The organism is Singulisphaera chitinilytica (assembly GCF_049331405.1).
Taxonomy (GTDB): Bacteria; Planctomycetota; Planctomycetia; order Isosphaerales; family Isosphaeraceae; genus PoT.
In genome coordinates this window covers 569,804-583,741 of the sequence record NZ_CP186274.1, presented here as the reverse complement: position 1 = coordinate 583,741, position 13,938 = coordinate 569,804, and the positions used below count along the sequence as shown (strand labels likewise).

General features: G+C 64.9%; 10 protein-coding genes, 3 tRNA genes and 1 pseudogene. 4 read left to right on the top strand and 10 right to left on the bottom strand.

What is annotated here, in order from left to right:
* Nucleotides 1–154 precede the first annotated feature (154 nt).
* From ACOYYX_RS02080 to ACOYYX_RS02065, 4 genes are all read right to left on the bottom strand, one after another.
* Entirely contained in the window at nucleotides 155–1,261 is a 1,107-nt protein-coding gene (locus ACOYYX_RS02080; RefSeq protein WP_422928276.1) for a slipin family protein, read from the bottom strand.
* A gap of 443 nt (nucleotides 1,262–1,704) precedes the next feature.
* Nucleotides 1,705–1,778 (bottom strand) — tRNA-Asp (locus tag ACOYYX_RS02075).
* 171 nt (nucleotides 1,779–1,949) lie between these two features.
* Nucleotides 1,950–2,020 (bottom strand) — tRNA-Cys (locus ACOYYX_RS02070).
* 62 nt (nucleotides 2,021–2,082) lie between these two features.
* Nucleotides 2,083–2,154 (bottom strand) — tRNA-Glu (locus ACOYYX_RS02065).
* A gap of 511 nt (nucleotides 2,155–2,665) precedes the next feature.
* On the opposite strand from ACOYYX_RS02065, the gene ACOYYX_RS02060 reads away from it, so the two are divergent.
* Both ACOYYX_RS02060 and ACOYYX_RS02055 read left to right on the top strand, forming a co-directional pair.
* Complete coding sequence (locus tag ACOYYX_RS02060; RefSeq protein ID WP_422928275.1) at nucleotides 2,666–3,043, top strand: hypothetical protein; 378 nt, start codon at nucleotides 2,666–2,668, stop codon at nucleotides 3,041–3,043.
* 719 nt (nucleotides 3,044–3,762) lie between these two features.
* The gene (locus tag ACOYYX_RS02055; protein WP_422928274.1) at nucleotides 3,763–4,674 is read left to right on the top strand and encodes an alpha/beta hydrolase; all 912 of its coding nucleotides are present in this window, start codon (nucleotides 3,763–3,765) and stop codon (nucleotides 4,672–4,674) included.
* 124 nt (nucleotides 4,675–4,798) lie between these two features.
* Here ACOYYX_RS02055 and ACOYYX_RS02050 read toward each other — a convergent pair.
* Nucleotides 4,799–5,196: pseudogene (locus ACOYYX_RS02050) on the bottom strand (alpha-hydroxy-acid oxidizing protein); the annotation flags it as partial.
* A 218-nt stretch (nucleotides 5,197–5,414) separates the two neighbouring features.
* On the bottom strand, nucleotides 5,415–7,073 hold the full coding sequence (locus ACOYYX_RS02045) for an alpha-keto acid decarboxylase family protein (protein WP_422928273.1): 1,659 nt from the start codon (nucleotides 7,071–7,073) through the stop codon (nucleotides 5,415–5,417).
* Nucleotides 7,074–7,431: 358 nt separating this feature from the next.
* On the opposite strand from ACOYYX_RS02045, the gene ACOYYX_RS02040 reads away from it, so the two are divergent.
* Nucleotides 7,432–8,337 (top strand): LysR substrate-binding domain-containing protein, encoded by a 906-nt coding sequence (locus ACOYYX_RS02040; protein ID WP_422928272.1) that lies wholly within the window; start codon nucleotides 7,432–7,434, stop codon nucleotides 8,335–8,337.
* Between the two features lie 226 nt (nucleotides 8,338–8,563).
* Here ACOYYX_RS02040 and ACOYYX_RS02035 read toward each other — a convergent pair whose 3' ends face one another.
* From ACOYYX_RS02035 to ACOYYX_RS02025, 3 genes are all read right to left on the bottom strand, one after another.
* Nucleotides 8,564–9,811 carry a methylated-DNA--[protein]-cysteine S-methyltransferase gene (locus ACOYYX_RS02035; protein ID WP_422928271.1) on the bottom strand — a complete coding sequence of 416 codons (1,248 nt, stop codon included), beginning with the start codon at nucleotides 9,809–9,811 and terminating at the stop codon, nucleotides 8,564–8,566.
* 131 nt (nucleotides 9,812–9,942) lie between these two features.
* Entirely contained in the window at nucleotides 9,943–10,092 is a 150-nt protein-coding gene (locus ACOYYX_RS02030; protein ID WP_422928270.1) for a hypothetical protein, read from the bottom strand.
* Nucleotides 10,093–10,174: 82 nt separating this feature from the next.
* On the bottom strand, nucleotides 10,175–10,456 hold the full coding sequence (locus ACOYYX_RS02025; protein WP_422928269.1) for a helix-turn-helix domain-containing protein: 282 nt from the start codon (nucleotides 10,454–10,456) through the stop codon (nucleotides 10,175–10,177).
* A 694-nt stretch (nucleotides 10,457–11,150) separates the two neighbouring features.
* On the opposite strand from ACOYYX_RS02025, the gene ACOYYX_RS02020 reads away from it, so the two are divergent.
* Nucleotides 11,151–12,503, top strand: a complete 1,353-nt coding sequence (locus ACOYYX_RS02020) for a hypothetical protein (RefSeq protein WP_422928268.1) — start codon at nucleotides 11,151–11,153, stop codon at nucleotides 12,501–12,503.
* A gap of 159 nt (nucleotides 12,504–12,662) precedes the next feature.
* Here the strand turns inward: ACOYYX_RS02020 and ACOYYX_RS02015 are convergent, their stop codons facing one another.
* Entirely contained in the window at nucleotides 12,663–13,610 is a 948-nt protein-coding gene (locus ACOYYX_RS02015; protein ID WP_422928267.1) for a hypothetical protein, read from the bottom strand.
* Nucleotides 13,611–13,938: the final 328 nt, after the last annotated feature.

Genomic DNA, 13,938 nt, shown 5'->3' with positions numbered 1-13,938 from the left:
GCATCGATCAACGACGACCTCGCCCGATCGGCGAGGGACCGTCGGAGACATTCCCCCCCCCGGAATGAGAGCGACCCGGTCGGTCCTTCCCGAGCCAAGGCTCGCGGTCGGGCCGACCGGGTCGCGTCGTTAGAGATCCTCGCGCGGACTCCCCTCAGAGCAGGTTGACCAGGCGATCGCCCAGCCCCTTCTCGCTCAACGTGACGTTGAGCTGGCCGGACTTCGCGACCTTCTCGATCACCTCGAGTTCCCGGAGCCGCATGAGGGTCGGGTTCTCGGCCAGGATCTTGGCCGTGTTGGCCTGGCTGCGGAGGGCGGCCGTCTCCTCGCGCCTCATGATCAGGGTCGCCTCGGCGGCCTTGCGGGCCCGGGTAACCTTGTTCATCAGATCCTTCATCTCCCCCGGCAGGATCAGGTCGCGGATGCCGAAGGCGATGACCTCCAAACCAAGCTGCTCGGCCCTAGGGTTCAGCAGGGCAACGGCCTCGCGGGCGATCGACTCCTTATCGGCCAGCAACGTGTCGAGCTCTCGCGAGCCGACCACCGAGCGGAGCGCGAGCTGGGCCTCGCGGTAGAGGGCCTGGCCGAACTCGTCGGAGGTACAGACCGCACGCCTCGGGTCGGCGACCCGGAAGGTCGTGACGGCGTTCAGGCGGAGCGTGACCTTGTCGGAGGTCATGATCTCCTGCCCCTGGACGTCGAGCGTGGTCTCGCGCAGGTCGACGGTCACGACCCGGACGTCGGCCACCCCCTTCCAGAAGGCGTACGTACCGGGCTCGAGCGTCCCCACGTAGCGGCCGTCGAGGAAGAGCACGCCGGAGGAGCTCCGGCCCACGGAGACCACCTCGAGGTGATCGCGAGCCGAGGAACTCCGAGCGATGACCTTCAGCTCCGGATGCTCGAAGCGAGGCTGCCGGGCGTCGACGACCTCGACCCGCACGTCACGCTGACCCGTCCAGAAGACGTGCTGCCCCGGGGGCAGGATCCGGACGAACCGGCGGTCGACCCAGACGAGCCCGCGCTGGTCGTCGACGAGGTCGATGACCTTGGCGTGCCCCTTGAGATCGCCCGACTTGACGATCAGGTCGAGCTTCTCGTGAAAGAGGAACGGGGACCTTGTTGAGACGACCTCGACCTCCTCATGGTTAAACGGGTCGAAGAAGGCGTACCGGCCAGGCTCCAGCAACCCCTGAAACTCGCCATCCCGGAAGTGGAGACCGACATCAAAGCTGTGGATCACACCGCTCTTGCGGAAGAACACGATGGCACCTCCCAACCTCCGGATGACCTCTGCAGGCCGTCCTAATTCGATAAAACAAACACATCAAGACTCCCAATTTCGATAAGGCATATCTTGGGGATGCCTTCGGGGGATGATGCGTCCGGTCGGTCACACGTCCTGACGCGGAGGCTCGTTTGAGCCTTCTTCTGGCCTCGACGCCCGGCCGTCCCGGATGCTGCTCGGCGAGAGGTCGAACCTCCGCGTCCACAACATCCTCGAACGTCCTGATGTCGAAGCCTTGGGAAAGCGGAATCCGCGAGCTTCAAGGCGTCAGTCGATGCTGCCCGCGGTCTTTTCTCCGCGTCGCGCGGACGCGTCGAATCAGGCCGCAGGCGAACCTCCACGGTCGATCATCCCCCTCGGGCCCATTGGTCGAGGCAGCAATACTGCCCCGTGCGTCATCGGCGTTTCAAACCGACCGCTGCGTGTGGACGGGAGTCGAACCCGCAACCTCCAGGTGGATAGCCTGGCGCTCTACCATTGAGCAACCACGACCTGGACTTGCCCCGGTCTCGAATCCCTGCACGGGACACGCTTTCTCGATCGTCCTGCGACGAGGAGGGCGCGCCGCGGGCCCGGCAAGTCCAGTCGCTTCCTTTGAAAATCCGGGCGTCACGCCCGCGTCGAATCGCGGTTCTTTCAGCCGATTCACTCGGGCGAACGCCGAAGACGCCGGTGGGAGTCGAACCCACTTGAACCGGGTTGCAGCCGGTCGCCTGGCCGTCTGGCTCCAGCGTCATCAATCTCTGCGATCTAATCACTTTTTCCCATAACATCAATTTATTAAACTTATCTCAGAGCAGCCCGAGCGGGAATCGAACCCGCCTCTCCTGGCTGAGAACCAGGTATCCTGGCCGATAGACGATCGGGCCCCTGCGATGCATGCATCGGGGTTACGTCGGGGTTTCGTGTCGAGCTTCATCGCCGAGGCTGAATCGAAACCTTGGCCCAAAAAAGAAGCGACCCGGCGTCGCATGACCCGGGTCGCGGCTGACGAAGATGAGCCGTCTGCCCGGTCCTACTCGCGGAATTCGCAACCGAACGCCAAGGTTCTGCCTTCTCCCGGGCAACATTCGCCGCAAGGACAGCCGCGCAGGTTGCTGAAAGGCTTGGCCATCATCGTCGACACACCTCGACCCATTCGCTTCGAAGTGGAGACGCCCTGGGTCTTCGGCGTCCTTCACCGTTTCCGTTGCACGCCTACCAGACCCGGGATCGCGATGGAATGTTCGCACGTCCCGATCTTTTTTTTCGATGCCTCCGTCCGGTCGATCTCCGGTTCCTGATAAAGCTCATGGGAAGGGACGAGCGACGAACTGAAACCAAGTGACGACGCTCGATCAAACACGAATCACGGCACGCAAAGGCGAGGAGACTGGACCGATGGGTATCAAGCTGAAGACGATCATCGCGGCGGGTGCTCTGGTGGCCGGCAGCCTGTTAGGGACGACCGCCGCCAAAGCGAATAACTACCCCGGTGGCGGCAACCGCGGCCCAGTCTCCCCGCAATACCGCTGCGGCACCCCCGGGAACTGTGGCGGTGGCTACGGTGGCGGATATGGCGGCGGCTACGGTGGTGGGTGCAGAGGTGGTTATGGTGGAGGTTACGGCGGGGGATATGGCGGCGGATACGGCGGGGGATATGGCGGCGGATACGGTGGAGGTTACGGCGGGGGATATGGCGGAGGTTACGGCGGAGGCCGTGGACCTGTCGTCCAGACCGGCGGCTATGGCGGGATGCATCGAGGCGGACACCGATAAATCGTGTGGTTGATCCCTCTCAACCCACGACCGAGCCCGCGAGGTCAAGCACCTCGCGGGCTCGTGCCATTTTCCGGCCACTCACAACGGTGCCGGCTGGCTCCAGCCTTGGCTTTCGATAAACTCAGTTGGCTTCATGTCAAGAATCATATCGTGTTCGCTCCAACGCCATGGCTCGTTTCGACGACGGCCATCGCACTGTCGTCGGCTACGGCGGTGCTGGCCTGACCGCCGCTCTTCGTCTCGTCAATCGGCTCGAGAACTTTCGTTGGAGCGAGCGGACTACGGCTTCTTGGGGTAGACGGCTCCACAAATGCTAGGCACGAACCCATGGCGGGCGCTTATACGTTTCCAGGGGATAGCGTCGAAGACGGGGGTAGCCGGGCGTCGGAGTTGGTCGCCTGGGAGGATGGCCATGTTTGTGGGTCCTTCGTTGCGTTTCCTCGGTTGGACTTGAGTGAAGTGCGGCAAATGCCATTCAAAAGACCATCGGGGGTGAAGCCCAGGGCTCGAGCGGGTGGCTGGTCGAGTCTGCATGTAGGCGAAGCCCGAGGGTGATGCGACAGACTTTTTTTGCCGCGTCGGGGATCGCGGCGGCGTGGAGTGCACGCGAAAGCGATGGTCCCCGCGTAGAGCCCGCCCTGAAGGGAAGACGCCCAGGCTCCGTCCCGATAAACTGACGGATCGCGGGTCCATGCACGCGTACCTGGAGAACCACGATGAAGTATGGTGTTTGTCTGGCCCTGATCTTAACCGCGGCATCGGCCGCCCAGGCACAAGAACCCCAGACGAAGCGGCCCGAAGGGGCGTCGAACGGACCTCGTCGCGGGTTCGGAGGCCCCATCGTGCTCAACCCCGACGACAAACCCTCCTTCGACGACCCGCCCGCCGACTACAAGAAGGCCCGAGAGGACATTCCGCACGGCAAGCTCGAGATCGTCGAGTACGACTCGAAATCCGTAGGCACGCGACGCAAGATGAACGTCTATACGCCTCCGGGTTACTCGTCCGAGAGGAGGTATCCCGTGCTCTACCTGCTCCACGGGATCGGCGGCGACGAGACGGAGTGGCAGCGGTTCTGCACCCCCGGAGTGATCCTGGATAATCTGATCGCCGAGGGTAAGGCGACACCGATGATCGTCGTCATGCCCAACGGTCGCGCCCGGAAGAACGACCGGCCCGAGGGGAATATCTACGCAGCCGCCCCGGCATTCGCGGCATTCGAGCGAGACCTTCTCGAGAGCGTCATCCCCGCCATCGAGTCTCGCTATTCGGTCGCGGCCGATCGGGAGCATCGGGCGCTTGCCGGCCTCTCGATGGGCGGCGGCCAGAGTCTGAATTTCGGCCTGAAGCATCTCGACATATTCGCGTGGGTCGGAGGCTTCTCGTCGGCCCCGAACACGCTGCCTCCCGCCGAACTCGTCCCCGACCCGACGGCGGTTAAGGGCAAGCTGAAGCTACTCTGGCTCGCCTGCGGGAACAAGGATGGGCTGATCCGCATCAGCCAGGGCGTCCACACTTATCTTAAGGAGCACGACGTTCCGCACATCTGGCACGTCGACTCCCACGGCCATGACGCCACCGAGTGGAGTAAGAACTTCTATCTCTTCTCGCAGCGGATCTTCAAATAGGCGCCCTGATCCGGGTAGGGGCATTGGCACCCGACACCTGCACTCCCTCCCGCCTCTTTGCTGCTGAACCCAGCCCTTACTGTTCTGTGGGGAGAGCAGGCTGTTCGGACTCGGCGTCGGGTGGTCACGCCCTCATCGGAGACGCTGATCGGAGTTCAGCGGGGCTCGGATAGCCGTCGATCGCCATGAGCAGGTCGGATTCCGCGAGCAGGGGCCGCAGGACATGGACAACCCCGTCCGCCCCGTCGAGGGCCAAGCCCCAGGCGTATGTGCGGCCGACGCCGACGGCCGCGGCTCCCATCGCGACCTCCTTGACGACGTCCGACCCAGAGCGGACGCCGGAGTCGAACAACACCAATACCTTGCCGGCCGCCTCCACACCGCCGGCAGCAATGTCGAGGCATCCGACGCCACTTCTGGCGCCCGGGCGAGCCGAGACCGGAATACCGGGTCAGTGAAGTCGTTGGCGAGACAGTTCCCCCGGAGCTGCGGGAAGCTCGACCGAACCAGATCCCTCGGCCGCCGCCTGCGTCCGCTCGTCTCCGCAGCCCACTTGGACCTGGGAGTTGATGACATCGGGCCATGCGGCGACCGCCTTCCGCTCCGACTCGGCCATGCCGCTCGGGAGCTTGGGGATGATGCCCCGGAGGCCGTCCGCGTAGATCTCGCCCTCATATTGGCCGGAAATAATTCATCTCTCCCCGTCCGAATTCCCGTGGCGCCCCACATCGTCGCGGATCTCAGCCGTTCCCGTACATCGCGTCGAGTCGGCCGTGGACATAAGCCAGGCCCGGCGGCATGTCCATCTTGTCGGCGACGACTTCGATGTAGCTCGCCGATTCGCCCGTGGATGCCTTCGACAGGGCGGCGTCGAGCTCTCCGAGCGTAGCGACCTTCGCAGTGAACCAGCCCTCGCAGCCCAGGGCGTGTGGCAAGGCGTGGTAGTTCCAGGGGGCGATGTCGTTGTAGACCCAGTTCGGGTCCGCCTCCAAGGCACGCTCGACCGTATAGCCGCCGTTGTTGAGCACGAAGATCACCGGCTTCAGGCCGTGGCGGCCCATCGTGCCGATGTCGTTCGCGGTGAGTTGGTGCGAGCCGTCTCCGGTGAACAGGACGGTGCGCCGAGACGGGGTGGCCATGGCCACCCCGAGCGCGGCCCCGGTGGCCCAGCCGATCGATCCCCAGAGCGGCTGGACGTGCACCTCCGCTCCGTCGGGCAAGGGCAGCGGGACGACCCCCGAGGTGCTGGTGCCGCTCTCCACGACGATCTGGTCGCCCGGCCGGAGGAATCTCAGGTAGCGGGGATAGAGCGTCGCGGCGGTGATCGGGTCGCCCGGGCTGCCGCCAGGCTTCTCCGGCGTCGGCCGCGCCTTTGGATCGAAGTTGAAACGCTTCCGCACCGAGGCCGCCAAGGCGTCGAAGACGTCCCCCATTCGCACCGGGTTGAAGATCCGGTCTCCGATGCGGACATGGTCGAAGGCGATAGTCACGACCTTCTCGGCCGCAGGCAGGCCCGAGTACGCGGAGGTGTTCGTCTCGGAGAAGAAGACGCCACCGGCGTCGATCACGAGATCTGCACCCTCGACCGCTTCCCGGACCGCGGGGGATGACGGGGCCCCGGCGTACATCCCGACGAATTGCGGGTGCGCTTCGGAGAGGACCGCCTTATCCATCGCCATCGCGGCGAACGGGCATCCCAAAGCCTCGATCAGCGCCAGGAGTCGCTTCTGGAGCTTGAATCGCGCCACCGTGTATGCCGGGAGCACAACGACCGAGCGTGCCGACTCGATCCGCTCGGCGATGGCAGCGACGGCCACGGCCAGGTCGGGCCCGCTGGCGGGCTTCGGGTAGGGCGGCGGATCGCAGGCGGTGAGCGGGGTGATGGCGTAGTCCGCGGCGATGAGGATATAGGCCGGTCGGCTCTCCGCCCGCGCCGTGGCGATGACCCGCTCCATCTCGTGGACGCAGTTGTCGGGGGTGAGCACGGCCGAGACGCAGGCCGCCTGCGCCGAGATGTTCGCGAAGTTCTGGAACACTCCGTCGCCCAACGTGTGGTGGACGACCTTACCCAGGCGCTGATGGCGCATCGTCGGCATGCCGACGACATGGAAGACGCAGGACCGCTCGGCCTTGGCCCCCATCACGCCGTTGAGAGCGGAGAGTTCGCCCACGGCGTAGGTGGTCATCAGCATCGAGCAGCCGCGCACGCGAGCATAGCCGTCGGCCGCGTAGGCCGCGTCCAGCTCATTCGAGCAGCCGACCCATCGTATGGCCTCGCTCCGAGCCACCGCGTCGCTGAGTTTGAAGGCGAAATCGCCGGCCACGCCGAAGCAGTCGGTGATTCCCTCTCGGGCCAGGCGGCTGACGATGTAGTCGGCGATCGTCCTTTGCTCGTTCATCGAAGGTCCTGCTAGTATGATGTGAATCGTGTCGGGCTGATCGTGGAGTCGCCCTGCGCCGGCAACTCCGTCTGCCCGCACCTGGAGGATGTGGTAATCCCGAGCCTGCCGTTGGGATGGGCCCCTAAAAGGAGAGTTGTTCACACATCCCGCCATCTGCCGGGCTCATTTCTGCGGGATTCTATGGACTTCGATAACATGCGGTCCAATGCGACTTATCGATGAGACCGATCGACGGGATCAATCGCCTGAAGTTCTAGGCGTTCAACGTGGACAAGACGAGTCGTAGGGCGGGTTGCACGCGGATGCATCGGCCGCGGAGCATCTCGATTCGGTTGCCGGGGGTGGGCCGACCTTCATGGAATTGCGAAACCTGCGCTCGTTCCTGGCCGTCGCCGAGACGCTGCATTTCACACAGGCCGCCAGGAAGGTCCACCTCTCACAGTCGGCGCTGTCCCATCAGATCAAGGAGTTAGAATTAGAAATAGGCGTCTCCCTCTTCGACCGTGGCGGCCGGTCCGTGCGGCTGACCGCCGCCGGGGCGATCCTCCGCGAGCACGCCTTGCGGGCGATTCGCGCCCTCGATGAGGCCATCCCGGCCATCTCCGAGGCGGAGGGGTTGAGCCGAGGCCGGGTGTCGGTCGGGGTCGTCCAGGTGTTGGACAACCTGCTGGTGCCGCGTGTCATCGAGCATTTCACCGCGGCCCATCCCGGCATCGGGATCCGCGTCGATCGCCTCTGGCAACGCGACATCGAGTCGGCCGTCAGGACGTCCGATCTCGACGTCGGCATCTGCCTCGATCCGCCGGGGGACCCGGGCGTCATCATCGACGTCGTCGGCGAGTCCACGCTGGGGGTGATCGTCGCGAGAAGCCACCCTCTTGCGGACAGGGGAAGCATGAAGCTCGCGGATCTGGGAGGAGCGTCCTTGATCCTCTTCCCTCGAAACGATTCGTGGCTCCGTCATCTCACGGACAAGACATTGTCCGAGGCCGGGGTCGAACCGCCTTGCTCGATCGAGCTGGATTCGATTGAGGCCATCCTGGCGACCGTTGAACGTGGCCTCGGGGCCGCGTTACTGCCGCTCGTCGTACTCGGCCGCGGTAGGGATGGGCTCAAGGTCATCCCGATCGAGGGGCCCGAAATCAAGGCCCGGGTCGGCCTCCTCTGGAGGAGGGGAGCCGATCGATCACGGGCCGCCTTGGCCTTCGCCGAGTCGGTCGCGACCGTCATTCAATCGGAGGGTTTAGCTCCCCTGGGCTGAGGGCATGAGCCCCGGCGGTGGTGTGAGAGAATCGCTCGCACGGGCGGCGTCGCCTTGATGCGAACGGGGGATGGCAACGGCATTCATCCCCTTCATCGGCTCTCTTACGCAGGCAGCGTCCAGTCGTTGCCAAAGCGTTAACGTCGAGGACTCGCGGCTTTCCATCGCGTCCTCCAATTCTGGCTCGAACGAACCACGATCCAGGAGGCGAGAGCCTCAAACGGCATCATTTCGACACAGCCTTGCGCGCTTTGGCCGGCCCGGATTTGGGCTCCGGGGCGATGGCTTCGATCGATTCCAGATCCTTCAGCTTGATGTAATTCCAGAGGTAGAGCGAGGCCACCGAGCGGAGCGGGCGCCAGGCTTCGGCCAGGGCGAGGAGTTCCTTGGCCGACGGGACTTCGACCAGATCGTAGACGTGGGCGATGATCTTCTTGAGGGCGTAGTCGTCGACGGGGAAGACGTCCGCGCGGCCGAGGTTGAAGATCAGGAGCATTTCCACCGTCCAGCGGCCGATCCCGCGGATCGAGGTCAGACGCTGGATGATCTCCTCGTCGCCGAGCGCGACGATCTCTTCGGCCGAGGGCACGGTGCCGTCGAGGGCCTTCGCGGCCAGGTCCTTGATCGCGGCGGTCTTGGAACCGGAAAGTCCAGCGGCTCGCAACGTCTCGTCCGAGGTCTCGAGCAAGGCCGAGGGCTCGGGGATCGTCGAGTCGGGGTAGAGGGCCTTCACCCGGCCTAGGATCGTCGACGCGGCCTTGGGCGATAGCTGCTGGTGCGCGATCGCCTCGAAGAGCGACGCGTAAGGGGAGTGCTTCGGCTTCAGGTTCATCTCGAGGGGATGCGACAGGCAGCGTGCGAGGTGCGGGTCCTGGGTCGCGAGGTGGGCCGCCAGGCGTGGGAGGTCCTTCGCCGACTTGATCGTCTTCGGCAGGCCGATGGTCGCACCTTCGATGGCCAGCATCCTCGTCTTGGTATCCCGCCCGCCGAAGGTGGAGAACCCGCCGATCTTGCCGCCGGCGGCGAGAATCCGATGGCAGGGGACGATCAGGGCGATCGGGTTCTTGCCGAGGGCCTGCCCCACCGCCCTCGCGGCCTTGGGCTGGTCGAGAACCCTGGCGATGTCGCCGTAACTCATGGTCTGCCCCGCCGGGATCTTCCGCGCCGCCTCATAAACCCGACGCGCGAACGGGCCGGCCTTGCCCAGATCGACTTCGATGTCGTCGAACTGCTGAGGCTCGCCGTCGAAGTGCTTGCTCACGCGACGGATGATCTCGGCGATCCGGGCGGGGGGCTTTTTCGCGGCCTTGCTCGCGCCCGACTTCTTGATCATGCGGGCCTCGGTCAGCTTGGCCGTCGCGTCGGGGAGTTGGAAGTAGGCTACCGCGGGCCCCTTCGAGCCTTCCCCGTCGCACCAGGCGATCGCGCACCAGCCCAGGGAGGTCTCGAAGAGGCAATAATCGACCTGAGACATGGATGAGGCCTCCATCCGACCTCTCGACGTCGGGTTGGGTTTCCGTTCCAAAATACTATCGCGGGTGTCAAATCCCGGCGGATCCGCCGGCCCAGGGTCGACGGACGCATCACCGTGTCATTTTGCGGGCATCAAGATTGTTCGGCCGAGGCTTGCGAGCCTTCCTGGGCCTTCTTCGCGCACTCGTCGCAGCAGACGACGATCTCCTGGCCGCCGACGCTCACCTTGATCCCGCCCTCCTGCACGTCCCAGTCGCACACCGGGCACTTCGTCGTCTTCATGAGATATCCTTTGCATAAGGGAAGTCAATCGCAAGGGCCGAAGCGACCCACTGCGGAGACAACGGTAGTGTTCGGGCGGAAATCAGGCTTCCAGATCCTTGCTCAATTGCCGGAGCCCGCGCGGATTCGATTCGCGACGGACCTCCGACGGCGTGCGTCCGAACTCGCGACGGAAGGTGTCGCTGAAATGCCCGTGGCTCGAGAAGCCGAGTTCCAGTGCCAGCGCGGTGAGGTCGGCCGCGCCTCTCGAGCGAGGCCCGGAGCCGGAGCCGAGTGAGGTAGCGATGAACGGGCACGCCCGTCCGCTCGCGAAAGATGCGGGCCAGGTGGAATGGCGACGCATGCAAGGCGGGGGCGACGTCATCGAGCGTGCCCCGCTCCGACAGCCGGCTCGAGAGGAAGCTCCGGTCCGCCTCGACGCGATCGGCGTCCGTGCGAGGGCGAGCCGGCTTGCGCGTCGGACGATGCCGGGCGAAAGACGACGCGGACTTCGCCGATCGCGTCATCCGCAGCCAGGCCCTTGAACAGCAAATCGGGCAAGGACTACACCGCCCCGCTGCTGGGCCGGGCCCGCGACGTCCTCGAGCGGTTGCACTTCACAATCGATACCAGGCTCGAATTCGCCGACCCGGTCAAGAAACAGCCGATGCACTCTCGAATCACGTTCCAGGCCATCCGGCGAGTCGTCGGGCGTGCCGGGATCAGCGACGGCGACCGGTGTAATCAATTCCTTCGCCTCCTGTGCCGTGGACGAGGGCGTCCCGCTGAAGGTCGTCAGCCAGTGACTCGGCCACGCCTCGATTACGCGGCAATTAGCCCCGGAACCACATATCACCCCGGCCATAGGCCCGCGTCGAGCCAATGTCGGATGACCCCAGCGTCGAAGTATCAGGACGAGGCCGACATCGCTTTGGAAACCAGTCATTACTGGGTTGCGACGCGTTCTTTGGAGCACGATCAAATAGTGCGGGACCTCATCGGCATGGTTCTGTAGGATGGCCCCTCTTCCGGACGTGCGAATGAGATTCCCACCCAGGTTTTCCGAGGCCGATTCCCTCATGAAACGACTGATTTTTGCGGCGATCCTGGCAGCCCTGGCTGCGACCCGCGGGGCACAGGCGGACGAGGCGGGCATTCAGGCGGGGGCCGCGGCGGCCAATCTGGTCGCCACGGACGAGATGGTGATCGGCGGCGGGATCGGACCGGGCAGAGTTAAGGGTCAGGAAGGGGAGCTGAGGGCAACGGCCGTCGTGATCCGCGACCCCAAGGGGGCTCGTGTCGCGCTGATCGAGTGCGATGTGATCGTGCTCACCCGCGACCTCCTCGACGCGGCGGCTCGTCGCATCGAGAAGGAGACCGGCATCCCTTTCGAAAACATCCTGATCAATGCCACGCACACGCATCACGGGCCGACGACCGTGACGGTGCACGGAGTCACGCGTGAAGAAGAGTACACGAAACAGGTGGGTGACAAGGTGGTCGAGGCGGCCGTCGCGGCCAACGCCCGGCTCACGCCGGTGACGATGCGTTTCCGGCTCGGCGAGGAGTCCTCGGTCGGCCAGAATAGTCGGCTCCTCCTCAAGAACGGCATGATCAACTGGATCGGGATTCTCACCGATGCGGTCCGGCCCACCGGCCCGTTCGACCCGGATCTCCCGGTCTGGGCGTTCCAGAAGCCCGATGGCTCGTACGAGGCGATCCTCTTCAACCACTCGACGCATACCATCGGCACGGTGAAGCCGGGGGTACGCTCCCCCTCGTTTTACGGGCTGGCCGCCCAGGAGTTGGAGAAGGAGAAAGGGGGCACCGTCCTCTTCTTCGAAGGTGCCTCGGGGTCGACCCACAACATCGGGCTGACGACTCCGGAGATGATCGTGCGGATGAAGCAGGCGATCCTCGACGCCCTGGCCAGGTCGAGCGAGCACCGCGTCTCCCGGGTCAAGGGGATCCGGAGCGAGTTCCCCATCAAGGTTCGCCACTTCGACGAGGCGAAGGACGCCAAGGCGGTGACCGACTACCTGCACTATCGATTCAAGGATGACACGCAGGCGGAGAAGAGCATCGCCGACGTCTTCGCCGCGAGCCGGAAGGTGCTGGCGAGTCATCAGGGCGAGACGCGCAAGACCTGGATCCAGGCGATCCAGATCGGGGACACGGCGGTCGTCGGGGTCCCGGCCGAGTTCTTCACCGTCCTCGGCCAGGAAATCAAGCGGCGCTCGCCGTTCCGCCACACGTACATCTTCGAGCTGGCGAACGACTACATCGGCTATGTGGGGGACCGGAAGGCCTATGACCTCGGCGGATACCAGGTCTGGACCGGACTCCACAGCTTCGTCGAGCCGGGAACCGGCGAAAAGATCGTCGACGAGGCCGTCAGGCTGCTCGACGTCTTGCACGCCGAGGCCAGGTGAAATTCCAGGTCTGACGCGAGCCAACCTCGGCGGTCCTCCACGGGCCGCCGAGGAGGTCGTCGTGACTTTCCGTCGGATCGTCCCGGTCCACGGCTCGACCGATGGCGATGGGTTAGCGTTCGCCCTTCGGGCTCGCGTCGGAGACCGGCGCTGGCCGAGCTATCCGGCGGCAGGTGTCCCCCTCGTGCCGGGATCTGGGGATGTCGTGCCGAACCAGCGATCCCAACGCGTCCCGATGAATGGGGCAAGGAGTCCGCCGAGGATGCTCGCGGCGAGCGGGCCGCCGAAGTACATGGCATGGAGTTGGACGTCGCGCAGCGGCGGGATTGCCGGCATGTAGCGCCCCCAGAGGTTGACCGGCAAGGCAACGAACAGGTCGCACCCGGCGAGCAGCAGCCCGGCCCATCCCAGCACCGTCATGGACTCCGGACGTTGGAAGGCGTCGCGGACGGCGGCGGCACCGAGGACGCCTGGCACCAGGAACGCGACCGTGCGGGCCGCCACGGACACCGCGGTCTCGCCCGCCGACCCGAGTTCATAGCGAGTGGCCACCCAATTGGCCAGGTTCTCCATCGGCATCAGGAGCCATGCGAACGACGTCGCCAACGCGAATGTCAGTAGGGCGGAGCAGGCCCGATCTCCCAGCCTTCGTCGGAGGAGGATCAGCGTCGAGGTCGCGGCGAGGCAGGCGATCCAGGCAACAACGTGGCACCGCCAGAAGAGGGCCCCGAGGTCCCCGGCCGTGTCGATGTCCATCCGCGACTCGGAATGCCAGAGGGCCCAATCGATGTCCTCGACCACCAGGGGCGTCCCGCAGGCGACGAGGAGGAGCTCCGCCGGCCGGCAGACCCCGCCGAGCCTGACGCGGCGCCAGAGCATCAGCGGGATCAGCGCCAGGCACGCCTTCTCGATCGCCTCCTCGACGAACTGCCCGTCCCACTTCCAGACGGGCGTCCGGGGCATGGAGGGGTGGGGCGTGAAACGCCAGGTCGAGTCCCAGCGGAGCGACAGGGCGAGGGCGACGCCCAGGACCAGGACGAACAGGTCGGACAGCGTTGCCGAGCTCCCCTTGGATTGTCTCCCGCGCGAATCCGGGACAGTGGGCATGGGGCTACCCTCTCGCAATGAAGCGGGCGTGAGTTGATGGAACCCAGCCCAGCCGGGACGATCGCCGATCAACCGCCCCGGGCGGAGCCAGCCATGACATTCTCACATCCCCAACCCGCCTCCGGCCAGGGTTTCGCGCGGCCCTCCGTCCACAAACACCACGTCCTACTGTCGCCGGCGCCGGAGGAGCGGAGACGCCTCGAAGCCGCCTAATTCCACCTCAACGCATACCGCTAATTTAGACGAAATTGACCCCAAAGATATCGTATCCAATTCCATATTATCACAATAATTGATCAAAATTACAAAGCGCGAGAATTTCATATCT

Bases quoted from the DNA above. Each gene is read 5' to 3' on its own strand.
- ACOYYX_RS02060 (WP_422928275.1), top strand. From the start codon at position 2,666: ATGGGTATCAAGCTGAAGACGATCATCGCGGCGGGTGCTCTGGTGGCC.
- ACOYYX_RS02055 (WP_422928274.1), top strand. From the start codon at position 3,763: ATGAAGTATGGTGTTTGTCTGGCCCTGATCTTAACCGCGGCATCGGCC.
- ACOYYX_RS02045 (WP_422928273.1), bottom strand. From the start codon at position 7,073: ATGAACGAGCAAAGGACGATCGCCGACTACATCGTCAGCCGCCTGGCC.
- ACOYYX_RS02040 (WP_422928272.1), top strand. From the start codon at position 7,432: ATGGAATTGCGAAACCTGCGCTCGTTCCTGGCCGTCGCCGAGACGCTG.
- ACOYYX_RS02035 (WP_422928271.1), bottom strand. From the start codon at position 9,811: ATGTCTCAGGTCGATTATTGCCTCTTCGAGACCTCCCTGGGCTGGTGC.
- ACOYYX_RS02030 (WP_422928270.1), bottom strand. From the start codon at position 10,092: ATGAAGACGACGAAGTGCCCGGTGTGCGACTGGGACGTGCAGGAGGGC.
- ACOYYX_RS02025 (WP_422928269.1), bottom strand. From the start codon at position 10,456: ATGACGTCGCCCCCGCCTTGCATGCGTCGCCATTCCACCTGGCCCGCA.
- ACOYYX_RS02020 (WP_422928268.1), top strand. From the start codon at position 11,151: ATGAAACGACTGATTTTTGCGGCGATCCTGGCAGCCCTGGCTGCGACC.
- ACOYYX_RS02015 (WP_422928267.1), bottom strand. From the start codon at position 13,610: ATGCCCACTGTCCCGGATTCGCGCGGGAGACAATCCAAGGGGAGCTCG.